General features: G+C 45.7%; 26 protein-coding genes, 1 tRNA gene and 1 pseudogene. 17 read left to right on the top strand and 11 right to left on the bottom strand.

All coding sequences use genetic code 11. From position 1 onward, the window contains the following. Positions 1-22: 22 nt before the first annotated feature. The gene (locus ICN44_RS00630; protein ID WP_216262020.1) at positions 23-1,003 is read right to left on the bottom strand and encodes a tripartite tricarboxylate transporter substrate binding protein; all 981 of its coding nucleotides are present in this window, start codon (positions 1,001-1,003) and stop codon (positions 23-25) included. A gap of 89 nt (positions 1,004-1,092) precedes the next feature. On the opposite strand from ICN44_RS00630, the gene ICN44_RS00625 reads away from it, so the two are divergent. The 3 genes and pseudogenes from ICN44_RS00625 to ICN44_RS00615 all read left to right on the top strand — a co-directional run bounded on the left by ICN44_RS00625 (position 1,093) and on the right by ICN44_RS00615 (position 3,098). Next, positions 1,093-2,433 (top strand): aspartate aminotransferase family protein, encoded by a 1,341-nt coding sequence (locus ICN44_RS00625; RefSeq protein WP_216262635.1) that lies wholly within the window; start codon positions 1,093-1,095, stop codon positions 2,431-2,433. A 63-nt stretch (positions 2,434-2,496) separates the two neighbouring features. Then, a pseudogene (locus tag ICN44_RS00620) lies at positions 2,497-2,775 on the top strand (type II toxin-antitoxin system RelE/ParE family toxin). Between the two features lie 8 nt (positions 2,776-2,783). Further along, positions 2,784-3,098 carry a HigA family addiction module antitoxin gene (locus ICN44_RS00615; RefSeq protein WP_216243822.1) on the top strand — a complete coding sequence of 105 codons (315 nt, stop codon included), beginning with the start codon at positions 2,784-2,786 and terminating at the stop codon, positions 3,096-3,098. Between the two features lie 15 nt (positions 3,099-3,113). Here the strand turns inward: ICN44_RS00615 and ICN44_RS00610 are convergent, their stop codons facing one another. Further along, on the bottom strand, positions 3,114-3,842 hold the full coding sequence (locus ICN44_RS00610) for an LrgB family protein (RefSeq protein ID WP_216243821.1): 729 nt from the start codon (positions 3,840-3,842) through the stop codon (positions 3,114-3,116). Continuing rightward, positions 3,835-4,182: a CidA/LrgA family protein gene (locus tag ICN44_RS00605; RefSeq protein WP_216262019.1), complete on the bottom strand. Its 348-nt coding sequence runs from the start codon at positions 4,180-4,182 to the stop codon at positions 3,835-3,837. The genes ICN44_RS00610 and ICN44_RS00605 overlap by 8 nt, the downstream gene beginning before the upstream one ends. Before the next feature lie 218 nt (positions 4,183-4,400). Between ICN44_RS00605 and ICN44_RS00600 the strand changes: the two genes are divergently transcribed. The 12 genes from ICN44_RS00600 to soxA all read left to right on the top strand — a co-directional run bounded on the left by ICN44_RS00600 (position 4,401) and on the right by soxA (position 15,171). Next, a complete protein-coding gene (locus tag ICN44_RS00600; protein WP_215357072.1) occupies positions 4,401-5,552 on the top strand; it encodes a branched-chain amino acid ABC transporter substrate-binding protein in 1,152 nt (383 codons plus the stop codon). A 31-nt stretch (positions 5,553-5,583) separates the two neighbouring features. Further along, the gene (locus ICN44_RS00595) at positions 5,584-6,516 is read left to right on the top strand and encodes a branched-chain amino acid ABC transporter permease (RefSeq protein WP_216262018.1); all 933 of its coding nucleotides are present in this window, start codon (positions 5,584-5,586) and stop codon (positions 6,514-6,516) included. Between the two features lie 2 nt (positions 6,517-6,518). Further along, positions 6,519-7,661 carry a branched-chain amino acid ABC transporter permease gene (locus ICN44_RS00590; protein WP_215357068.1) on the top strand — a complete coding sequence of 381 codons (1,143 nt, stop codon included), beginning with the start codon at positions 6,519-6,521 and terminating at the stop codon, positions 7,659-7,661. Next, the gene (locus tag ICN44_RS00585) at positions 7,658-8,452 is read left to right on the top strand and encodes an ABC transporter ATP-binding protein (RefSeq protein WP_216262017.1); all 795 of its coding nucleotides are present in this window, start codon (positions 7,658-7,660) and stop codon (positions 8,450-8,452) included. The genes ICN44_RS00590 and ICN44_RS00585 overlap by 4 nt, the downstream gene beginning before the upstream one ends. 2 nt (positions 8,453-8,454) lie before the next feature. Next, positions 8,455-9,162, top strand: coding sequence for an ABC transporter ATP-binding protein (locus ICN44_RS00580; RefSeq protein WP_215357064.1), 708 nt, complete (start codon positions 8,455-8,457; stop codon positions 9,160-9,162). A gap of 6 nt (positions 9,163-9,168) precedes the next feature. Next, positions 9,169-10,314 carry a M20 family metallopeptidase gene (locus ICN44_RS00575; RefSeq protein WP_216262015.1) on the top strand — a complete coding sequence of 382 codons (1,146 nt, stop codon included), beginning with the start codon at positions 9,169-9,171 and terminating at the stop codon, positions 10,312-10,314. Between the two features lie 122 nt (positions 10,315-10,436). Further along, on the top strand, positions 10,437-10,886 hold the full coding sequence (locus ICN44_RS00570) for a (2Fe-2S)-binding protein (protein ID WP_216122551.1): 450 nt from the start codon (positions 10,437-10,439) through the stop codon (positions 10,884-10,886). A 10-nt stretch (positions 10,887-10,896) separates the two neighbouring features. Further along, positions 10,897-13,113 carry a molybdopterin cofactor-binding domain-containing protein gene (locus ICN44_RS00565; RefSeq protein WP_216262013.1) on the top strand — a complete coding sequence of 739 codons (2,217 nt, stop codon included), beginning with the start codon at positions 10,897-10,899 and terminating at the stop codon, positions 13,111-13,113. A 27-nt stretch (positions 13,114-13,140) separates the two neighbouring features. Further along, entirely contained in the window at positions 13,141-13,581 is a 441-nt protein-coding gene (gene soxX / locus ICN44_RS00560) for a sulfur oxidation c-type cytochrome SoxX (protein ID WP_216262011.1), read from the top strand. 11 nt (positions 13,582-13,592) lie between these two features. After that, positions 13,593-14,066 (top strand): SoxY-related AACIE arm protein, encoded by a 474-nt coding sequence (locus ICN44_RS00555; protein ID WP_216262009.1) that lies wholly within the window; start codon positions 13,593-13,595, stop codon positions 14,064-14,066. After that, positions 14,063-14,392 (top strand): thiosulfate oxidation carrier complex protein SoxZ, encoded by a 330-nt coding sequence (locus ICN44_RS00550; protein ID WP_216262008.1) that lies wholly within the window; start codon positions 14,063-14,065, stop codon positions 14,390-14,392. The genes ICN44_RS00555 and ICN44_RS00550 overlap by 4 nt, the downstream gene beginning before the upstream one ends. After that, complete coding sequence (soxA, locus tag ICN44_RS00545; protein ID WP_370624845.1) at positions 14,389-15,171, top strand: sulfur oxidation c-type cytochrome SoxA; 783 nt, start codon at positions 14,389-14,391, stop codon at positions 15,169-15,171. Before ICN44_RS00550 ends, soxA begins: the two co-directional genes overlap by 4 nt. A gap of 17 nt (positions 15,172-15,188) precedes the next feature. On the opposite strand, the gene purU is transcribed toward soxA, so the two are convergent. From purU to ICN44_RS00525, 4 genes are all read right to left on the bottom strand, one after another. Then, on the bottom strand, positions 15,189-16,043 hold the full coding sequence (gene purU, locus ICN44_RS00540) for a formyltetrahydrofolate deformylase (RefSeq protein WP_216262005.1): 855 nt from the start codon (positions 16,041-16,043) through the stop codon (positions 15,189-15,191). A gap of 75 nt (positions 16,044-16,118) precedes the next feature. Next, entirely contained in the window at positions 16,119-16,469 is a 351-nt protein-coding gene (locus ICN44_RS00535; RefSeq protein WP_216262003.1) for a hypothetical protein, read from the bottom strand. Positions 16,470-16,479: 10 nt separating this feature from the next. Then, positions 16,480-16,884 carry a surface-adhesin E family protein gene (locus ICN44_RS00530; protein ID WP_216262001.1) on the bottom strand — a complete coding sequence of 135 codons (405 nt, stop codon included), beginning with the start codon at positions 16,882-16,884 and terminating at the stop codon, positions 16,480-16,482. An 85-nt stretch (positions 16,885-16,969) separates the two neighbouring features. Continuing rightward, entirely contained in the window at positions 16,970-19,429 is a 2,460-nt protein-coding gene (locus ICN44_RS00525; protein WP_216261999.1) for a penicillin acylase family protein, read from the bottom strand. A gap of 135 nt (positions 19,430-19,564) precedes the next feature. On the opposite strand from ICN44_RS00525, the gene ICN44_RS00520 reads away from it, so the two are divergent. Both ICN44_RS00520 and ICN44_RS00515 read left to right on the top strand, forming a co-directional pair. Beyond that, a tRNA-Leu gene (locus ICN44_RS00520) sits at positions 19,565-19,653 on the top strand. Between the two features lie 20 nt (positions 19,654-19,673). Then, the gene (locus ICN44_RS00515) at positions 19,674-20,138 is read left to right on the top strand and encodes a hypothetical protein (protein ID WP_255537307.1); all 465 of its coding nucleotides are present in this window, start codon (positions 19,674-19,676) and stop codon (positions 20,136-20,138) included. 1 nt (position 20,139) lies between these two features. Here ICN44_RS00515 and ICN44_RS00510 read toward each other — a convergent pair whose 3' ends face one another. The 4 genes from ICN44_RS00510 to murI are packed head-to-tail and all read right to left on the bottom strand — an operon-like array spanning position 20,140 to position 22,743. Next, positions 20,140-20,553 carry a biopolymer transporter ExbD gene (locus ICN44_RS00510; RefSeq protein ID WP_215361198.1) on the bottom strand — a complete coding sequence of 138 codons (414 nt, stop codon included), beginning with the start codon at positions 20,551-20,553 and terminating at the stop codon, positions 20,140-20,142. A 2-nt stretch (positions 20,554-20,555) separates the two neighbouring features. After that, positions 20,556-21,248: a MotA/TolQ/ExbB proton channel family protein gene (locus ICN44_RS00505; RefSeq protein ID WP_216261998.1), complete on the bottom strand. Its 693-nt coding sequence runs from the start codon at positions 21,246-21,248 to the stop codon at positions 20,556-20,558. Between the two features lie 5 nt (positions 21,249-21,253). After that, positions 21,254-21,940 carry an energy transducer TonB gene (locus tag ICN44_RS00500; RefSeq protein WP_216261996.1) on the bottom strand — a complete coding sequence of 229 codons (687 nt, stop codon included), beginning with the start codon at positions 21,938-21,940 and terminating at the stop codon, positions 21,254-21,256. Next, positions 21,937-22,743, bottom strand: coding sequence for a glutamate racemase (gene murI / locus ICN44_RS00495; protein ID WP_216261994.1), 807 nt, complete (start codon positions 22,741-22,743; stop codon positions 21,937-21,939). The genes ICN44_RS00500 and murI overlap by 4 nt, the downstream gene beginning before the upstream one ends. Positions 22,744-22,760 lie beyond the last annotated feature (17 nt).

Genomic DNA, 22,760 nt, shown 5'->3' with positions numbered 1-22,760 from the left:
AAGAACTTATCTATTTAACGACTTAATCAACTTTAACATTCGCTGACTTTACTACCTTCTCCCATTTACTAGCTTCGCTTGCAGTAATTTCAGATAATTTTTCTGAGTTTGCAAACTGAGGGTGAATACCTTGGGCTGCCATACGTGCTTTGAAATCCGGATTCGTGAGAATTTTACGAACTTCCTTTTCTAATTTTGCAATGATTACTGGAGAAGTTCCTTTGGGAACATAAACCGCATAAAAGTTTTCTACATCAAACTGCTTCAGGCCATCTTGTCCGAGAGTGGGAACATTGGGCATTAAAGGAGAGCGTTCTGCTGCGGCGATAGCAATCGGACGTAGCTTGCCACTCTGAATATGGGGCAATGAAGCGGTCACGCTATCAAACATCATGAGAGTATTGCCTGCAATCAAATCAGGCAAAGCAAAGCTGCTGCCCTTATAAGGGATATGCGTTCCCGTTGCTCCAATACGCTGCATAAACAAAGTGGATTCCAAGTGGGAGAGGCTGCCATTACCTTGGGATGCGTAATTAAAGTCACCCTTTTTAGACTTGATGAATGCAATGAGTTCAGGAAGATTTTTTGCTGGAACACTTGGGTTCACCACAATTAAATGCGGAATTGTTCCAATTAATGCAACTGGAACAAAATCTTTCTGTAAGTCAGCCGGAGGATTTTTAAATAGGGCTGAAGAAATCGATTGATTTGTCAGCGCACTAATGTTGATGGTGTAGCCATCAGGGGCGGCTTTAGCAGCGGCTTGTAAGCCAATCATTCCACCAGCGCCAGGTTTATTTTCGACAACGATGGATTGACCCAATGCTTCAGCTAAAGGCGCGGTCACACTACGCGCAAAAATATCAGTAGATCCGCCTGCAGGAAAGGACACAATCGCAACAATCGGTTTTTTAGGCCAATCTGTATCGGAGGCGGCAAGAGCCAAGTTACTTAAAGTCAACAGTCCTAATGAGCCAAGGATGAGAGATTTGAAATAGTGCATTTAATGATCCGATAGTGAGATGAGTAATATAGTATTGGAAATTCAGAATCTAGTTTTAAAAAGATCAAATAGAGAAACGCATGACAACAATGAACAAAACAACCAGCGGAATTGATATGTCAGCTTATTGGCTGCCATTTACACCTAACCGCTACTTTCAGCACCATCCGAAGATCATGCAGTCAGCTAAGGGAGCTTACTACTTTGATGATCAGGGTCGTAAGCTATTTGATGGCTTATCTGGGCTGTGGTGCTCTCCATTGGGGCATGCTGATCCACGTATTGGTGCAGCGATTCAAAAGCAGTTTGAAACGATGGATTATTGCCCTGCATTTCAGATGGCTAGTGAAACAACTTTTAGCTTGGCTAGTCGAATTGCAAAGATGGCGCCGGAGGGATTGAATAAAGTATTTTTCACCAACTCTGGTTCTGAGGCGGTTGATACTGCATTGAAGATCGCCATTGGTTATCACCGAGTAATGGGCAATGCATCCCGTATTCGACTAATTGGACGAGATCGCGCTTATCACGGCGTTGGTATCGCTGGTATATCGGTGGGTGGTATGGTCGCCAATCGCAAAATGTTTGCCAGCATGATGATGCCCGGTGTGGATCATTTGCCGCATACACTCAATCTCTCACAGATGGCTTTCTCAAAAGGGCAGCCAAAGTGGGGAGCGCATTTGGCAGAAGAGTTAGAAAAGATTGTTGCTCTTCATGATGCCAATACGATTGCCGCTGTCATCATGGAGCCTGTGCAGGGATCGACTGGGGTAATAGTGCCGCCGGATGGCTATTTACAAAAGATTCGTGAGATCTGTACTAAGCACGGTATTTTGCTGATCTTTGATGAGGTGATTACTGGCTTTGGTCGCTTAGGGGCAAACTTCGGCGCTGATCGCTTTGGTGTAACGCCCGACATGATTACGTTTGCCAAAGGAATTACGAATGGTGTAATTCCAATGGGTGGCGTGATTGTGCGTGGAGATATTTACGACAACATTATTTCGAATGGTGGGCAAGAGCAAGCGATTGAATTTTTCCATGGCTATACCTACTCAGGTCATCCGATACCTGCGGCTGCAGGCCATGCAGTGCTTGATATTTTTGAGTCTGATGATTTGGTCAATCGGGCTCGAGCACTAGAACCTGTTTTAGAAAATGGACTTCATGCCCTAAAGGGTAAGTCTGGCATTTTGGATATTCGTAACTTTGGTTTATCTGGCGCTGTTGAGCTTGATCCTGTGCCAGGAAAGCCAGGTCTACGTTCCATGAAGGTGCTGGAGGCCTGCATCGAAAGAGGTGCTTTAGTAAGGGTGGCTGGTGACGCTATTGCCGTAGGCCCCCCATTTATATCCAAGCCTGAAGAAGTGGAATTTCTGTGTAGCGTTTTAGGTGATGCTATTGATGAGGCGATGAAGGTTAATTAACCGCGTAAATATTAGGCTTTTAATTGGCTTGAATTATTGTATAGCTACGCTATACAATATGGTATGATTAAATCGTTTAGGCATAAAGGATTGCAGTTATTTTTTGAAACTGGAAGCCGTGCTGGCATTCAAAGTTCTCATGCTCCTCGTCTTTCAAGACAATTATCCAGATTGAATGAGGCCCGTAATTGGGAGGATGTGAATATTCCTGGCTGGCGATTACATTCCTTAGGTGGAAAACTGGTTGGCCACTTTTCAATTTCAGTTAGTGGAAACTAGAGAATTACTTTTAGGTTTGAAGGCGAAGACGTAGTGTTGGTCAATTATCAGGACTACCATTGATGATAAAAATGAGAAAAATGCACAACCCCCCGCATCCAGGACTCACCTTGCGTGATGATATTCTCCCTGCTTTAGGGATTACTGTTACTGCCGCAGCTGATCAGCTTGGTGTGACTAGAGCCGCTTTATCTCGAGTATTAAATGCTAAAGCTGCAATTTCGCCTGAGATGGCATTGAGAATTGAGGCATGGTTAGGCGTTGAAAATGGTGGCAGTGCAAGTATTTGGTTGGCCCAACAGTCTGCTTATGATTTGTGGAAAGCTAGAAAGACTATTAAACCTAAAGTGAAGCACATACAAATACCGGATTTACTGGCCGCCTAATTATTGGCGACTCAATTAGCGATTAAATAAGTGATAGATCACAGGAATCGCTACCGCACTAACAACGCCATTCATGCCCATCGCTAGGCTGGCGTATGTTCCTGCTTCAGGATGAATGCTAAACGCACGTGAGGTGCCGATACCATGAGCGCCAATGCCAATCGCAAAACCTCTTTGCCACCAAGCTTTCATACCCAATGCGTTCAATACAAAGGGTGCCAAGATAGCACCTAGTATTCCGGTGCTCACGGCAAAGATGGCCGTTAGAGTGGGTGAGACGCCAATACGTTCTGCAATACCCATGGCAATTGGTGCTGTGACTGATTTGGGATACATTGCCCCAGTAATGCTGGAGTCCGCCCCGAGCATAGTAGCAATACCTACCGCACTAATGATTGAAACCAATCCGCCCGTGCATAGCGAAGCAATCAAAGGGATTGATCTCCCCTTAAGGCTACTTAATCCCCTATAGATGGGGATTGCTAAAGATACTGTCGCCGATCCCAATAGAAAGTGAATAAACTGAGCGCCCTCAAAATAGGTTGAGTAGGGCATTTCAATAAATTGAATCGTACTTGCCACAATCAGAATGGCAATTGCTACTGGATTTGCTAATGGATTCTGATGACTAGCCTTATAAATGCTGAGTCCAATTTGATAGGCCGCTAGCGTAATAAACAGGGCAAAAAGCGGGCTTCCTGATAGGTAAACCCAAATCTCAACGATGGAGTGCTTTTCACTCATGAGATTCTTTCCTGCTCAATAAACGGGCGACTAACGCGCTAGAGGCAATAGTGAGGATGACGCTACCAATGAGGGCGCTAATAATGGCCCATGCATTTGCCTTGAGCTGGGGCAAGAAAAGCACCACGCCAACAGCGGCTGGAACAAAGAGAAGTCCGAGGTACTGGCTAAAGCCATCGCCCACCATGGCTAAGTCGGGATTAATCCCTTTGCGCAAAACCAGCCACAGCACCAAGAGAACCAATCCAATGACCGGTCCAGGGAGCGTCGGCAGAAGGAACTTAGAAACGAGTTCACCCAGGCTTTGAAATAGAAGGATTTGTACAAGGCCAAAAATCATGTAGCTATCTTACCGCCTGCGTGAATAGAGTGCCCAGATAACCATCCCAGTGCCAGAGGCACCAAACAAGGGGCTTTTATAAAGCTTCACTGTGACTTTCTAAGTTAGATTTGAGTTATTCAGGGATGCCCTGAGGATTCCAGTCAATATCTTGTATACAAAACCTTGCTACACTGGTCTGAAAATAGCAGTTCATATTAATAAATAGGAGATTCAACATGAAGTCACTCGTATCTGGCTTGCTTCTTGCTTTGTGTTCCAGCCTTTCTTTTTCTGTATCGGCTAAAGATACGGTCAAGATTGCCTACATTGGGCCATTGACCGGAGGTGTTTCCGCAAATGGTATTGGTGGTCGTAACTCTGCTGATCTAGCGGTTCGCCTCAAAAACCAAGACCCGAATGCTAAATATAAGTATGAATTGGTTACTGCAGATGATGAGTGCAAGCCAAACGTAGGCGTTCAAGTCGCTACCAAAATTGCGTCAGATAGCTCCATCATCGCTGGTGTAACGCATTACTGCTCCGCAGTCGCAATGAGTACTGTTGACGTTTATCACAAGTTTGGTTTGCCAGTGATGGTGTGGGGTGCTGTTCTTCCCGAAATCACTTATGGCAATGACTATAAAGAGATTCATCGTGTAAACGGTACGATGATTAATCAAAATGAAGTAGCAGCTAAATTCTTAACTGGCTTAGGCTACAAGAAGTGGGTCATCATTCATGACACTACCGATTACGGCAAAGGTCACAATAAGTATTTTTCTCAGTTCCTGACTAAAAATGGCGGCCAGATCTTGGGCACCTTTGGTGTCACCGCTGACCAGCAAGACTTCACGGCTGAGTTAACCAAAATCAAGCAGTTGAATCCTGAAGTGGTTTACTTTGGCGGTCTCACACCAATTGGTATTCGTATCCGCACGCAAATGGATCGCTTGGGTATCAAGGCGGTATTTGAAGGAACTTCTGGAATTAAGTCTGATGCTTATATCGAGGGCTTAGGTAAATTATCTGAAGGCTCTTTGTCTTTCATCGAGGGTGCGCCATGGGAAAAACTCCCAGGTGGACTCGAGTTCATTGCCAAGTATTCACAACAAAAGTATCCGGATGCGCCTGAAGCCTATGGTCCTTTTGCCTATACTGCGACTAATCTGATCATGGCCGCAATTGAAAAGGCAGGACCTAATCGCAAGAAGGTCATGGATCTTTTAAATAACACCCAAAACGTAGAAACGATTATTGGCAAGGTCAGTTTTGATGATCATCGTCAAAATATTGTTCCCTTGATCTCTAAGTATGTTGCGCAAGATGGCAAATGGGTTCTCTGGGAAGACAGTCTCTATGCTAAGAAGCAGCGTAAGTTAGGGCAGTAATTGAAATCGTAGTAGAAGAGGGTATTTTTGCATGTCATTTGATATTTTTTTGCAGTACTTACTCAATGGTTTGATGTTGGGTGTAATTTATGCAATCGTGGCAGTTGGATTTACCCTCTACTTCGGTGTTTTGGATGTCATTAAGTTTTCTCATGGTGACATCCTCATGGTGGGGGCCTTTGCTGGCCTCACCGCCTATATTGGTATAGCCGAGACTTTTACCTCTCCTTGGCTACAGCTTTTAGTATTAATAGTAGTGAGTCTGGCTGTTGCAGCCTTTCTTGGGGCAGTCATTGCGCGCTACCTCATTCTGCCTTTGCAGAAAGCACCCCCAATCAACACCTTATTGGTAACCTTGATGTTGGGCTTGGCGCTGCGTGAATTAGTCCGTTTGTTTTATCCAAATGGATCCAATCCCAAACCTTTTCCAAAGTTGCTACCGGTTGATGGCATTGTTCTTGGTGAATTTACACTGCGCTCCGATAGTCTTATCTTGCTCATTACCGGAGTTTTAATCATTGTTGCGGTTCAACGCCTGATCACCAAGAGCAAGATTGGCTTAGCTATTCGTGCGGTTGCACAAGATAGCGAGACAGCACGCATTATGGGCATTAACTTCCATCGAATTGTCTTGATTACATTCATGTTAGGTTCAGCCTTGGCTGCACTAGCTGGCTTAATGAATGGTCTGTATTACAACGAAGTCAATTTCAGTATGGGTTTATTGCTAGGTGTAATTGGCTTCTCGGCCGCTGTAGTAGGTGGCTTGGGAAATTTCTATGGTGCGATTGTTGGAGGGTTCTTATTTGCAGGACTCCAAACGATTGGCGCTGTTTTGCTGCCAGCCATATTGCCCAGTGTTCCTAGTGCATACAAAGACGTCTTTGCCTTTGCGGTAATCATCATCATCATGGGATTGAAGCCTACAGGCTTGATTTCTGAAAAATCCAGCGAGCGAGTTTAAGTATGAAGTTATTAATATCTGCCTTCATTGCCTGCCTGGTCTATTGCATTCTATTGTTGGGCTCTGAAAACCAGTTAGAAGTTGGCGCTCTTGTAATCCTCGCGTTTGTAACCAGTTTGGTTGGTAAAAAATTAGGGTTGATGGATAAGCTAGCAAATGCCGTGAGAGAACATCCTCAGTTTCCCGCTTACGCCTCGATTGCAGGTGTGCTCATAACCATGCTGGTGTTCCATAATTCACACTTTGCACTCTTGATGCTCGCTACAGTGCTGATCTATTCCATTGTTTGCCTTGGTTTAAACATTCAATTTGGTTATGTCGGCATCGTGAACTTTGCAGGTGCCGCTTTCTTTGGTATCGGCAGTTATACCGCTGCAATATTGTCGACCCACACCGCGATCCCGCATTTGCTGGTTCTATTTATAGCCGCAGGTATCTCTGCCCTGATTGGTTCCATATTGATCTACCCAGTGTTGAGAACACGTGGGCACTATGCGGCTTTAGTCACCATCGCTTTCGGTATCTTGTTCCGCAACTTCTTGGAGGTGAATGACACCTTGGGTGGTCCGCAGGGGTTAAAGATTCCTCCGCTCACTATTTTTGGCTGGAATTTATCGGATGGTTTGGACATAGGTGGTTTTGAATTGTCTTTCTACATCCCATACCTCCTGATCGCATTAGTTCTGCTAATTGCTAGTTTTAGAATCACCCGCAATTTAGAGCGCTCATGGATTGGATTGAGTATGGATATGGTCCGTACCGATGAAATTGCAGCCTCTACTTTTGGTGTGAATATTGCGCACTGGAAGGTAGTGGCATTCACATTAGGCAACTTCATTGCTGGTATGGCAGGAGCACTCTACGGAATGATGACGGCCTATGTTGCCCCAAATAACTTTACCTTTGCTGACTCCTTGATATTGGTATCAATTGTGATTTTGGGTGGTATTGGCAACCCATGGGGAATCATTCCTGCAGCAGCCATTGTGGTGATTCTTCCTGAGAAGCTTCAATTCATTCAGGAATATCGTTTCTTGCTCTATGCCATTGTGGTGATCTTGATCTTGCTATTCCGTCCTGATGGTTTGTTGCCAAGGCGGATTCGAGAGTATTTCCCGGGCAACAAAGCGGGAGGTCAAAAATGAGTTCATTGACATCATCCAAGAAGCAAATCCTAGTCGCAGAAAAACTCACCATGCGTTTTGGTGGTGTAACAGCATTAGATTCGTTGGACCTTCATGTGAATGAGGGTGAAGTATTGGGATTGCTAGGTCCAAATGGTTCAGGCAAGACCACTTTCTTTAACGTCATTACCGGTTTGTATCGGGCCAGCTCAGGCAGTGTTTTATTTCGTGGTGAGGATTTAACTGATGCTACTGCTCAGCAAGTGTATCTGCATGCAATTACTCGTACGTTTCAACGCTCGCGTTTGTCTTTGCCTCTAACGGTCTTCGATAACATCGCGATTGGAGATAACCGTCGATTAAATACTGGGCTTTTCTTTAATTTGTTTCAAAGAGAGAAATTTAAGCAAGAATACGAAGGCTTGGTTGAGCAGGTAAGGCAGCTGCTCCTTACATTTAATCCTAAGTTAGCTGACAAAATATTTGAGCCAGTGGCAAGCTTGCCAATGATTGATCGCCGCCGCATTGAAATCTGCAGAGCCTTGATTAGTCAACCTGATTTACTTCTTCTAGATGAGCCTTCAGCCGGCATGACTCACGATGAGACCGCTGAAGTAATGGATGACATTTTGCAGGTACGTAGCAAGATTAAGCCATTCACTATTATTTTGATTGAGCATGAAATGGGTTTGATTCAAAGAATGACTGAGCGTTGCATTGTTCTGAACTATGGAAAGAAAATTGCTGAGGGCACTTACGATGAGATCGTGAACAATCCCGAAGTACAAGTCGCTTATTTGGGGCAGGAATAATCATGGCCTTATTAGAGATTGAACACATCTATACCGCATACGATCGCATTGATGTTTTGGAAGACGTCTCCATCAAAGTCGAGAAGGGTGAAATTACCTGCATTCTTGGTGCCAATGGCGCCGGTAAATCTACCTTAATTCGATCCGTCCTAGGATTGACCCCGGCTAATCGTGGAAAAATCATTTTTAATGGCGTAGATATTGCCCATTTGCCAACACATCGCATTATTGAAGCAGGAATTGCATGTGTTCCAGAAGGACGTCGCGTGTTTCCGCGTATGACGGTGGATGAAAATCTATCTGCTGGAGCTTATCTGGTAACTGATAAAAAAGTGATTGAAGAGCGTCGTGAGCATGTAAAGCATTTATTTCCGCGCCTTGCCGAGCGCTCTAATCAGTTAGCGGGGACTATGTCCGGTGGTGAACAGGCGATGCTGGCGATTAGTCGCAGCCTCATGAGTTCGCCTGAGTTGCTGATATTTGATGAGCCTTCACTGGGCCTGTCACCTTTGTTTGTAAAAGAAAACTTTAAGATCATTAAAGAAATCAATCAAATGGGTACCACTGTCTTATTGGTTGAGCAGAATGTTCGTCAAACCTTGGCAATCGCCCATCGTGGATATGTCATTACCAAAGGCCAAGTGGTGGCTGAGGGAAGCGCCACAGCATTGGCTGAGAATGCGGAAGTACAAGCAGCTTATTTTGGATAAATACAGATGACAACCAACATTCCTGATCCAATTGCATTAACTCAAGAGCTGATTCGTTTTAATACGATTAATCCCCCGGGCAATGAAGATCAAGTCTGTGAATATCTAGCGAAACTCTTAGAGTCTGTAGGCTATGAATGTCGCAAGATTGAATTTGCCCCACATCGAATGAGTTTAGTTGCCAAAATTGGCGCCTGTTCCGATCAAAAGCCTAGTATCTGCTTTACTGGGCATGTAGACGTTGTTCCTTTGGGTGCTCGCACTTGGAAATATGAACCCTTTGCCGGCATTATTGAAGATGGCAAGCTATATGGGCGCGGCTCTAGTGATATGAAGAGTGGCGTCGCTGCTTTTGTTGTTGCAGCTATGAAAATGGCTGACTCCGCAAAGCAAGGCGCTGGCGTGAGCATGATCATTACCGCAGGAGAAGAGACGGGCTGCGAGGGCGCATTTCATTTGGCAGCCAACCAAGAGATTTTGGATTTTCTGGGCCCTGCTGGATGCTTTATTGTGGCTGAGCCAACGGCCAATGAACCTTTGCTGGGTCATAAAGGGGCTTACTGGTTAAAAGCCTCCACCGATGGTGTCACAGCACATGGCTCGATGCCTGAGCGTGGAGACAATGCGTTCTATAAGCTGGCTAAGGCGGCATTAACGCTAGAGAAATTTTCTTTTGATACTCCTGTTCATGAGTTGATGGGTCAGGGCACCCTGAATGTGGGCACTGCAAAATCCGGCATCAATATCAACTCCGTTCCTGATGCAGCAGAAATGACGCTGGATATTCGTACGGTTGCAGGGCAAAGCCACCAACATATTTATGGCTGCCTTTGTAAAGCACTAGGCCCTTCAGTACGGCTGGACACCATCATTGATATCGAAGGTGTTTTCACTCCAGCCACAGATCCCTGGATGGCAAGCGTGTTTGATTTTTGCGAAAAGATTAATGGGGTTCGCCCAGTTGAAAAGACCGTGTCTTACTTTACTGATGCATCAGCATTAAAGCCCGCTATCGGCAATCCACCTACGGTGATTCTAGGGCCGGGCCAGCCAGAAATGGCCCATCAAACCGACGAATTTTGTTATGTCGACAAGATTACAGACGCGACCCAGTTATTTTCTGAATTAATCCTTGATTGGCAGGCTCACTAATCCTTTGCCTTCAATACATGTTGCATTGCAATATATTAATTCTTAGTTAAGATAAGCACACGATAAGAAGGGGTAATGAAGTTACCCCTGAAACCATAAAAAGAATTTATAGGAGAGCACTCATGGCTGAATTGAATGTCAATGGCAAAAAATACAAGGTGGACGTAGATCCAGAAACCCCATTGCTTTGGGTGATCCGCGAACAGGTTGGATTAACCGGTACTAAGTATGGATGCGGAGTGGGTCAATGCGGCGCATGCACAGTGTTATTTGAAGGCCAGGCCATTCGTAGCTGCTCTATTCCAGTAGGTGCTGCTGAAGGTAAAAAAATCGAGACTATTGAAAGTCTAGAGAAGAGTGGTCAGCTATCCAAAGTTCAAAAAGCGTGGGTAGACAATCAAGTGCCTCAGTGTGGTTACTGTCAGTCTGGCATGGTGATGGCAACCACTGCTTTGTTAAGAAACAATCCAAAGCCTACCGATGCGCAGATCGATGAATCCATTACTAATATCTGCCGCTGTGGCACATTCCAGCAAGTACGCGCAGCGATTCATGCGGCTAGCAAGGCCTAAGGGGAAAGACATGACTACAAATACAAATATTTCTCGTCGCCACTTTGTTATTGGTTCTAGTGCAATTGCCACTGGCTTAGCTATTGGCTTTGATCTCACATTCATGTCTGCTGCAAATGCAGCAGTCGGTTCAGGCGCATCCGCCATGGCCCCATTAGCTAGCCCAGAAATTGGTATTTGGGTGGTGGTAAAGCCAAATGATGATGTTGTTGTGCGCATTGTTCGTTCCGAAATGGGGCAGGGCACGATCACAGGTTTGGCGCAGCTAGTTGCGGAAGAATTACAGTGCGACTGGAAAAAAGTATCTTATGACTATCCATCGCCTGGCGAGAATTTAAAGCGTAAGCTGGCATGGGGCAGCTACTCCACTGGTGGTAGTCGCGGCATCCGCACATCCGAGCAGTATGTTCGCAAAGGCGGAGCTGCTGCGCGCATGATGTTGATTCAGGCTGCAGCCAACCAGTGGAATGTTCCTGCTTCTGAATGCGTTGCAAAAGATAGCGTGATTACCCATACGCCGTCTGGCAAAAAAACGACTTTCGGTAAAGTATCTGTAGCAGCATCACAGTTGGAAGTGCCAAAAGACGTCCCATTGAAGGATCCAAAAGAGTGGACCTTGATTGGTAAGCCTGTCAATCGTATCGACGGTGTTTCTGACAAGGTAACTGGTCGACAGGTCTATGCAATTGACTTGAAGATGCCAGGTATGTTGGTGGCGAACATTAAAGAGTCTCCAGTATTTGGCGGCAAAGTGAAAAGCTACGATGCAGCTAAAGCACAGAACATGAAAGGTGTTAAGAAAGTAGTTCAGGTAGGTGACTCAGCAGTAGCCGTTGTCGCCGAGACTTTCTGGCAAGCTAAAACCGCGTTAGATCAAGTGAATATCGTTTGGGATAGTGGTTCCAACGCCAACGTCTCCAGCGCTTCTATTAAGAAGATGTTGGAAGATGGTTTGAACGCTGATGATGCTTTTGTACACAACACCAATGGTGATGTCAAAGCAGCGATGTCTGGCGCATCTAAGAAATTAGAGGCTACTTATTTCTACCCATTCTTAAATCATGCCACTCTAGAGCCACAAACAGCGACTGCAAAGTGGACCGCTGACTCTTGCGAGGCTTGGGTTCCAACGCAAGACGGCGAAGCTTCATTAGCGGCTGTGATTGCTGCATCTGGACTTCCTGCGGAAAAATGCAATGTCTACAAGGTAAACCTTGGCGGTGGATTTGGTCGCCGTGGCGCTTTCCAGGATTACACGACACAAGCGGTTAATATTGCTAAGCAAATGCCGGGCACTCCTATTAAGTTGATTTGGACTCGTGAAGAGGATATGACCCAGGGTCGCTACCATCCCATCATGATGTGTAAGATGACTGCGGCAATCGATGACAAGAAAAATGTCACCGGTATTAATATGCGCCTATCAGGTCAATCTATCTTAGCTTCGGTGCGTCCGGCGGTAGTTGCCGCAAATAAAGGTAAAGATCCTCTGACCTTCCAGGGTCTTGAGGACAGCGGGGAGCATGGAATTACTTATAGCTTCCCCAATATCACGATTGACCATGCCATGCGCAATACCCACGTGCCACCAGGTTTCTGGCGTGGTGTGAACGTTAACCAAAACGCAATCTTTATTGAAACGTTTATGGATGAGTTAGCTGAAGCTACTGGCATGGATGCAGTAGAGTTCCGTCGCAAACATATGGAAAAGTACCCTCGTGCAGTTGCAGTATTGAATGCGGTAGCTGATGGTATCGGTTGGACTAAGCCTGCTGCCCCAGGCGTATATCGCGGGGTTGCACAAATGCGCTCATTCGGTAGTTACGTTGCTGCAGCCTGTGAGCTTTCAGTTAAGAACGGCAATGAAGTGAAGATTCATCGTATTGTTGCTGCTACTGATCCAGGTTATGCGGTGAACCCTGCGCAAATCGCACGTCAAGTATCCGGTTCCTTTGTTTATGGCTTATCCGCTTTATTCGAAGAAGAGATCACGATTGAAAATGGTGCTGTTGTTCAGAAGAACTTTGATACCTTTAACTCGATCCGCCTCTATCAGATGCCGAAAGTTGAAACCATCATCATTCAAGGTGGCGGCAAAGACTGGGGCGGGGTAGGTGAACCAACGATTGCAGTAGCTGCACCAGCTGTTCTCAATGCCATTTATCGTGCAACAGGCAAACGCTTGCGCACAGTGCCTTTGAAAAACAGCGGCATTAAGTTGGTCTAAGAGTTAGTTCACAGTGAAATTGTGTCGATGAGAAAGAGGATTGCACTAGCGTTTTCATTGCTAGTCATCCTCAATCTGAATGCTGTGCATGCTCAAGTAATTACGGGGGATTCGATTTTCGAATCCCTTTCTTCTGAGGCAGGCAACCCAGTACGTGGCAGAGCAATCGTAGCAAGTCGTCAAACAGGTTTATGTTTGTTGTGTCATAGCGGCCCCTTTCCAGAAGAGCGCTTTCAAGGAAATTTAGCTCCTGAATTGAAGGCGAGCGTAGCGAGGTTAAATGCACCTCAATTAAGAGCACGCATTGTGAATGCAGCACATTTCAATCCAGCAACCATCATGCCAGCCTACTATCAAACAAGCCATCTCAATCGTGTAGCCTCTAAATTTGTTGGTCAAACCATATTGAGTGGCCAAGAGATCGAAGACGTGGTCGCTTTCTTAATGACTTTGAATAATCAAAACTAACTGAACTCTAGATGAAAAATATTATTCAGCATCGCCGGCAATGGCTTAAGCAAGCTCAAGGTCTTGGACTGATAGCCCTAGGCTTGTTAGCAAATCCTTTAACAGTCTTTGCTAAAAAAGAAGAGGCTGATGAGGCTATTAAAAAGATTGTTAGTGGAGCTGCTATTCGGGAAGGTAAGGTAACTTTAACCATTCCTCCTCTAGTAGAGAACGGCAATCTTGTGGTTTTGAAGGTCAGTGTTGATAGCCCCATGACTGCCAATGATTACGTCAAGACCATACATGTCATAGCCGAAGGAAATCCTTTGCCTAATATCTTTACCGTTTACCTCACTCCACGTTCGGGCACTGCCAATATTACGACGCGCGTTCGTTTAGCGGATAGTCAGAAGGTATGGGCTATTGCGCAAATGAGTAATGGTAGTTTTTGGCAAGGCTCTGCTGAAACTTTGGTAACCCTTTCAGCATGTACGGAAATGGTATGAGTAAAACTTCCCGTACATCCATCACAATGCCGGCGACGGCTAAAAAAGATTCCATTATTGAGATTCGCGCAATTGCGCAACATGATATGGAGTCAGGCTTTCGCTATACCGAGGGCGGCAAGCTCATTCCCCGCGACATTATTCGCACCTTTACCTGCACCTACAACACTGTGGAAGTGTTTAAAGCGGATTACTATTCAGGAATTGGTGCCAATCCCTTAATCATCTTCACCACGATCGCTGTTGAATCCGGAACTCTTGAATTCAGGTGGGTGGGGGATGATGGATATGAAGCAGTGAACCAGGCTCGCATTACTGTTTCGTGAATCAGCAGACACCTTTATTCCTAGGCAGTATTTATTTAATACTTGCCAACCTCATGCCTATGGGGGTAGCTAAAGCAGTGCAGCCTTCCCAGCAATCGAGTTATGAATTAATGTCTACTGAGAACAAGGCGATGCAGGATGACCCTTCACTAAACCCAGCGATGTTTTGGGTTGGTGATGGTGAAAGTTTGTGGCAGCAGAAGGTAGGACTACAGAGCAAATCTTGTAGCGCCTGTCATGGTGATGCAAAGAAATCCATGCGCGGTGTAGCCACCCAATACCCTAAATTAATCAAAGGCAAACTCCAGACCCTAGAGGGGCAAATTAATCAGTGTCGAGTTGGCGCTCAATCAGCTCCCGCTTTAGCTTATGAGAGCAAAGACCTGCTAGCTTTAACAGCCTTCATTGCGTTTCAGTCTAAAGGGATGCCAATTACAGTTAGTGAAAATTCTGCTAACGCAGCTTTCATGAAAAAGGGTAGGCAGACCTTTAACGAGCGTATGGGACAGCTCAATTTATCTTGTGCGCAATGCCATGAGGATAGGGCGGGCCTTAAGCTTGGTGGTAGCCCAATACCTCAAGGACACCCCAATGCCTACCCAATATATCGTTTGGAATGGCAAACCTTAGGTTCATTGCAAAGGCGCCTTCGTAACTGCATGAGTGGTGTAAGGGCACAACAATTTGAATATGGTTCGCCAGAGATGGCGCAGTTAGAGTTATTTCTGATGTGGCGAGCTAGAGGCCTACCCCTAGAATCTCCGGGGGTGAGGCCTTAGCAAAATCTTTTTTGGACTTAGTCCGAAAAGACTACTGAAGTTGCTCCATTTATAAGCACGCGGTCATGTAGGTAGTAACGTAAAGCTCTTGATAGCACGGTGCGCTCTAAATCCCGACCCTTGCGAACTAAATCATCTGGTGTATCGCCATGCGTAACGCGAGTCACATCTTGCTCGATGATCGGACCTTCATCCAAATCGCTAGTCACAAAATGGGCAGTAGCGCCAATGAGTTTGATCCCGCGCGCATGCGCTTGGTGATAAGGCTTAGCACCCTTAAAACTAGGTAAGAATGAGTGATGTACGTTAATGCAGCGACCAGATAACTTAGTCGATAAATCATCTGACAAGATTTGCATGTAGCGCGCTAGGATCACCATGTCCACATTAGATTCTGCAACGATTTCGAGAAGTCTCGCTTCTTGAGCTGGCTTGGTGTCGGGAGTGACTGGTAAGTGGTAGAAGGGGATATCCGCAAAATCAATGCTGGCATAGACGTCACGAGGATGGTTGGAGACAATGCCGCAGATAATCATCGGCAACTCACCAATACGCCAGCGATAGAGAAGGTCAACCAGGCAATGGTCTAGCTTGGAAGCCATGATTAATACGCGTTTAAGATCCTTTACTGCACGCAAATCCCAAGTAAGCTCAAAACGCTTTGCAATTTCCACAAAGCCCGCTCTAAGTGACTCTACATTCGCAGGGCAGCTAAAGCTAACGCGCATAAAAAAGCGCTTCGAGGCTTTGTCATCAAACTGTTGAGCTTCTTCAATGTCGCCGCCTAGTTCAAATATATAAGTGGAGACCGCAGCAACAATACCGGGTTTATTTGGGCAGGTAAGGGTTAGGTAATAGTTTTCGGTAGCCATATCAAATCGTTAGTGAATTACTTGTAAAAAGTAATTTTAGTCTGTTATCCCACTGGTTGGGGGTGGTCGGCCTAGTTATTGCTGGGCAGATTGCTTGGTCTTATCCGCAGGCCCCAATAAGGGCTCACTTTTATCTGTAATGGTTGGTAATACAACCTCAATGCAGATGGGCTTTGAGTCAATTACATTAAAGAAGCTGCATTCTTTTTTGGTGGCAGCAGAGGCGGCGTGCTCTAAGGGGGATTTGCCTGTGGCTGCAGTTGAGGCAAGACTAACTGCTGTTCCAGGATTGGCTACAGCAGCAGTTCCAATAGTGCTGGCAGCTGCCGTGCCAGAGCTACTAAGCGCTACCAATGGCGCAGCGCAGGCACTCAAAAATCCTAGTGCGCAGATTAAACCAATCCAGCGGATATGGATTAAGCGCAATTACGGAAAATTATTTGCTACGACACGCAACATTAAATACGCCTGCAGCCCATGAGCCGTTAGGAATGGCTTCAAAAATGCTATCAGGAGTTTTTTGATCTACAACAACTTTGCCTTTACCGCGATTGCCAGTGAATACTTTGAATTCAATCGGGCGATACTTACCAGTACTGCAATCGTATTCATTTAAACCAATAATCGAATTCACATTCTCTTTGGTTTGTGGATCTTGACCGGGTTTTTTAAAGTCCAGCATCGACATGATCTGCGCAAGGTTGCCCTGGGTTTGCAGGGTGGCAGTATCTACGTAGACAGTGGATTGATCATTCTTGCCAATATCTTGCCAGGCGGCTACAGCATTTCCACTTACGAGTAATGTGGCTGAAATTGCGAACAGAGTAGTGATAGATTTCATGAGAATTCAGTCCTTAGTAATTACTTTAAATGTGTATACGGTATTTTAAACACCTATGGCATGAACTACCAATAAGGGGAGTGGTTTACTTATTCACTAATTCTAGCTGGCGACTGGTCTTTTCTGGGCTCATCTGCAGGGGAAGGTACTCATTGTTTGCCCACAATGAGTTCATATTGCGATACAGCTTACTTTGCACCCAGCCTGATTGACCTGTCTGATATACAAAGAGTGATTTCTCCAGATCGGATAAATCATAGACTGTCCGCAAGCTTGGCGCTTGCAGTGTTTCATAGGGATTTTTGGATTGCATCAGCTCGAGACGTCCCACGTTGACAGAAAAGCTATCTCCCGGAAAAGGCGTTTTGATGTTAAACAAACTTCCTAGAAGCGGTACCTTGCTCAGTGGACGATGTTCAGAGATGGCGATATGTGCTTTACCCCAAGCCCAAGTATTGGGATCGTTGCCATACTCTTTGCTGAGGTAATCCAAAGCTTTATCAAGCGCCTTGTTGGAGGACTCTTGGCAGGATTCAATCTGCTCAGTCTTGGGATCATCGCACCAGGGGCTGTTGGGATTTTTGATTTGCTGTATTAGTGGAGCGCGGTAGTTGCGTGTTCCATAATTTTCGGTAAATAGGTAACTTAATCTAGAGAAGAGATTGCGGGTTAACTGGTCTGCCCAGGCATTAAACAAGAGTGCACCTGCGCTATCTACTTTCATATTGCCGTCAAAACTTTTGCCAATTTCCATTGCTTGCGCGCTCAGTGAGTGAGCGCTTTGGCTGGACTTAAATAAATCTAATAATGGTGTTGCCCCAAGCGATAGGGTATCGCCTTGCATGGTTTTCATATCATCAGCCGAATGGAGGCTCTTGGATTTAATAAGATCGACTATTCGGTCATAACGGGTTGGTAAGTCCCAGTCGCCCGTTAAAGGGTTGGGATCATTAGCCGCAATAATTTTTTGATTGGCGGTCGCTATCCAACCTTGCTCTGGGTTGTTGCTGGAGGGGAGTTGTTCAAATGGGACATAGCCATTCCAGTCATACTGACGTTCCCAGCCAGGAGCTGGCGCTACCCCATAAAGCCCCTGGTGCAGAATTCTTTTGGGAGCCACTCCCGCCGCCTGATAAGCAATATTACCTTCTGTATCTGCCATCACCACGTTTTGCATCGGGGCATAATTTTTTCGTAGAGCTTGTTTAAATTGGTCAAGATCAGCTGCACGATTCATATCCATCAAGCCAGCAACTGATTGGTTTTCAAGATCGAGTGCTGTCCAGCGCAAGGCAAGAGCAAAGCGATCCGTATCAATCGTACGTTTGGCCTTTGCATAGGAATCAGAGATAATGGGACCATGTCGAGTTTCTTTTACCAAGAAAGTCAGCGATGGAGATCCTTTGATATCAATAATCTCTTGATGCACTTTGAATGGAAGTGGTCCATCAGGACCTCGATACATACCCGGATTCTTTGAATCAATTTGCTCAATGTATAAATCTTGAACGTCAGGCCCGGTATTGGTAAAACTCCATGCAAACTTATCCGTTCTACCCAAAACCACTGCAGGTATTCCAGGGAGGGTGCCACCGATGACATTTAAACCAGGGGCTTCAAGGTGGGCGAAGTACCAGACAGCCGGAGCGGAAAGTCCCAGATGGGGATCATTGGCCAATAAGGGCTTGCCAGAAGTACTGAGCTTGCCGCTCAAGGCCCAGTTATTGGAGCCGATACCATCTCTTGCTCCCATTTGATCTAACTGGCTCAATTCGGTTGCAGGCAAATTCTGAGGCCTGCTTTCTGCTGGACCAGGAGAGGGGTGAAAGACCTTCAACTCTCTATAGAGCTTGGAAAAATCAACATTGCTGACGGGCTCATCATTTTCATATGGCTGAATCACTTCCCATACTTGTTTGGTGCTCAGGAATTGTGAGAGCTCAAGTCTTTGTAACTCTTTCTGCCAATTTCCACCTAAGTCATAAGCCATCATCAGCATCCAAGCTACGCTATCTGTTGGTGACCAATGGCCTGGTTTTGAACCTGTTAAGAAATACTCCACTGGGAGAGCCCAGCCTAATTGCGCATTACCAGCATTGACACCATCGGCATAGGCTTGTAGTAGACGCTTGGCAGAAACGGGGTAACGATCAAATTGGCGTTCAGCTGCACGCTTGATGCCGAGGGTGCGCACAAAGCGATCAATTTTTACGGTGTCATTACCCAATATTTCTGAAAGTCGACCGCTCGCAATACGTCGATTCATTTCCATTTGCCAGGATCGTTCACTAGCATGGAGGTAGCCCAAGGCAAAGTAGGCATCTGCCTGGCTTTTTGCATTGATATGCGGAATATCAGACGCATCAAAGGTAATGGCAACAGAATCACCTAGACTTTTAATTGTGCGCTTGCCGGAGATGTTGGATTGGGCGGAATATAAATAGGCTAGAGTGACTACTAAGCCAGTAATGAGACATAACCCTATTAGCCAGAGCCCAGCCCGTAAAAGCTTGCCAAGTTCCGATGATTTTGCCGGTAAATTCATGAGGATATTTTAGATGTTTTGTTCAGTGCACCCTTGGGGAGCGGGGTAAAAAGGGCTCCAGGGGCTTATAAGGGGCTTGCGTGCTAAAATTTCACTTGTCTTGATTTATTTAGCACGGCTTTATTGTTGATGCGAGCCCGAGTGGTGAAATCGGTAGACACAGCAGATTTAAAATCTGCCGACTCAAAAAAGTCGTGCCGGTTCGATTCCGGCCTCGGGCACCAAAGACACTCATTCATCATTTATGAATATACCCAAACTTCTCATTTGCTCTAGCTTGATTTTTTCACCACTTGCATGGGGTGTTGACGTTCTAGAGTTTAATTGCAAACGTTCGGAAAAGGGCTACACCGAAGAGTATGAGATGAAAATGACCCTTGCTTCGGGTGCCCAAAAGGCCAAGATTTTCTTGGATGATCGTGACCTAGATCGGTCAGATATGTATGGGACACAAGTTGTTAAGAGCATCACTCTGGCACGTCCCAATATCTTGATTTTGATTGAGGCGAATTTTCAGCCTGAAGAAATTATGGACGTTTCTTATCCTGCGGGTAATGTCATCACCAACATTACGCTTGACCCAGTGACCGGCAAGTTCAAGAAGGTAGAGAAAATACAGGGCGGCATCTTGGGTGCAACTATTGGAAACGGCATCCACATCAGTGAAGAGACTTGCTTTCCCTCTAAAGCCCCCTACAGGACTAAGTAGCTTAGTTTGGCTCGGTTACAAACCCGAGCTTAGTGAGGCCAGCGCGGCGCGATGCAGCCAAGACCTGCGCAACATATTCATACTTCACAGATTTATCAGCTCGCAGATTGATCTCTGGTTGAGGATCTTTTTGGGCGGCTTTTTCTGCATAGCCATCAAAGGTCTTTAAATCAATGGGGGTGCTGTTCCAGAAGATTTGACCATTTGCATCAATTGACAGCTGAACTGACTCAGGCTTTACTTCATTGCGAACGCTATTGGCCTTTGGAAGTTCTACCTTCACTGCTTGCTGAATCACAGGCAGGGTGATGATGAAAATAATCAATAGCACCAACATGACGTCCACCATCGGCGTCATATTGATTTCCGACATGATGTTGTCGTCGTTTTGGTCGTCTTGTATATGAAAAGACATGACTATTCTCCGGAGTTAACGCGGGCACCAGTAACGAAGAAGGCTAATAAATCATTGCCAAAGCGATTGAGGTCAGCCACAAATAATTTATTGGCGCGATTGATGGCGTTAAAACTCAATACGGCAGGGATAGCAACCGCAAGACCAAGGGCGGTCATGATGAGTGCTTCGCCAATAGGTCCGGCCACTTGATCCAGTTGTGCGCTTCCTGAGCTGCTGATGGCAATCAGGGCATGATAGATGCCCCACACGGTGCCAAACAAACCAATAAATGGAGCGATAGCACCAGTAGATCCCAAGAAGGTTAAGCCCTTCTGCAATCCCGCTGCAATGCTGTCAACGCTATTTTTAAGGCTTCTGGCCATCCACTCAGAATAGTTCAGTGTTTGCAGTAATTCACGGTGATTGGTGGATTGACTTTGGTGGTGCGCAGATGCTTTGGTTGCTGACTTAGCAATTTGATAATACGGATTGATAGCATGATTGCTAAAAGCTTCTAGGCCTTGTTCAAACGAAGTGGCGCGCCAGAATTGCTCAAGCTCAGGTCTGAGCTTGCGAAGGTTGCGTAAATCCCAAAGTCGAGTGAGCAAAATGACCCAAGTTACGATAGAGCAGGTCAGCAGGGCAATTGCTACAAATCGAGTAATCACATCGCCTTCAAGCCAGAGATTTGCTATGCCAAATGGTGTATTCATATTGATTAATTCTTGAGATTAAATTTGATTAAAAGATTGGTGGAAATTCTTTGGGGTGAACCGTTTACTAAAAAAGGTTTAAAGCGATAACGTTTGCCAATATCAGTTGCAGCACGATCAAGTCTGGGGAAGGTGCTCGATTGAAGCAATGCTACATCTTCCACGTTTCCGCTCTCGTCAATAATTAATCGCACTACCACTGCACCTTGTTCGCCAGAGCGTTTAGAAAAAGATGGATAGTAAGCATCTGCATCTGGCTGGTAAGCCACAACTAGTTTACCAATGTCAGTCTGAATAGGGGTGCCGCTAGCACCCCCACTGGTTGCAGGGGCTACGGATGCATTTTGTTGTGGAGCATCAGATTTGCTTTGGGCCTGGTTTTGCTGCGTTTGTTGTGGTGCCTGCGTAGGGCTGGGCTTTTCTACGGGCTTTTCTTTAGGTTTCTCCTGAACTGCTTTCTTTTCTTCTTTTGGTTTTGGCGGCGTAGCAGCGGGAGGTTGCTGAGTTTTAGAAGCTTCTGGACTAACTAAATTGGCCATAACGCGCTCATCATCCATTTGCGGCGGTCGCTGACTAAAGTGCAAAAACTCTAGCGCAGGAAGTGCATGTAGTAGCACCACAATGCCAATAATGATGCGTTCAGATTTATTGAATGGTAGAAAATCGTCTAACTTTTTCAGAAAGGCGCTCATCTTATTTCACCCAAGATGCGTGCTTCAACTACATGCGAAGTTAAATCGGCAGACATTAAATCTTGCGCCATGACTAATAGGGACTCTTCATTTTTGCTACTCAGGAATAGTATTGCTCCATATTCATTACTAGAGCTTGTAGCTTTAAGATTCTCAAGTTGTCTTTTGAGCTGCCTAACTACAGCGTCACTGGTGTCAATCAGCGTAATAGATTCGCCTAGCAGTTTACGAATAGCTTTTCTCAAGAAGGGGTAATGCGTGCAGCCCAGCACTAGGGTATCTGCACCTGCGTCTTGAATGGGCTCAAGATGTTTTGCTAGCAACTCTAAGGTTTCTTCGTTATCTGCTTTACCGGACTCTATCAACGGCACCAATCCTGCGCCAGCTTGTTTGATGAACTGACAATCATTTGGCAGGGTATTTAATAAAGCATTGAACTTATCGCTCTTGAGAGTCGCCTCGGTAGCGAGGACCCCGACTATATTATTTTGCGATTGCATGGCTGCTGGCTTAATACCTGGCTCAACCCCAATGATCGGAACAGAAATTGACTCCCGAATTTGTTGAATCGCTTCAGCCGTTGCAGTGTTGCAGGCAACTACGATGGCGTCACATCCTTTGCTGGCTAGATAGCTGCAAAGGGCGAGGCTGCGTTTTGCAATCCAGGCGCTCGATTTTTCGCCGTAAGGCGCGTTGGCTGAATCGGCAAGATAAATATAGTCATGCTGAGGAAGCTGGCGCAGAGCCTCATCCAATACGGATAAGCCTCCAACGCCAGAATCAAAAACCCCGATGAGTGCCAATGTTGACTATGCTTACT

Source organism: Polynucleobacter sp. JS-Fieb-80-E5 (assembly GCF_018882015.1).
Lineage (GTDB): Bacteria > Pseudomonadota > Gammaproteobacteria > Burkholderiales > Burkholderiaceae > Polynucleobacter.
Note: the sequence above shows the minus strand (reverse complement) of the source record. Positions and strands in the feature narration are given on the sequence as shown.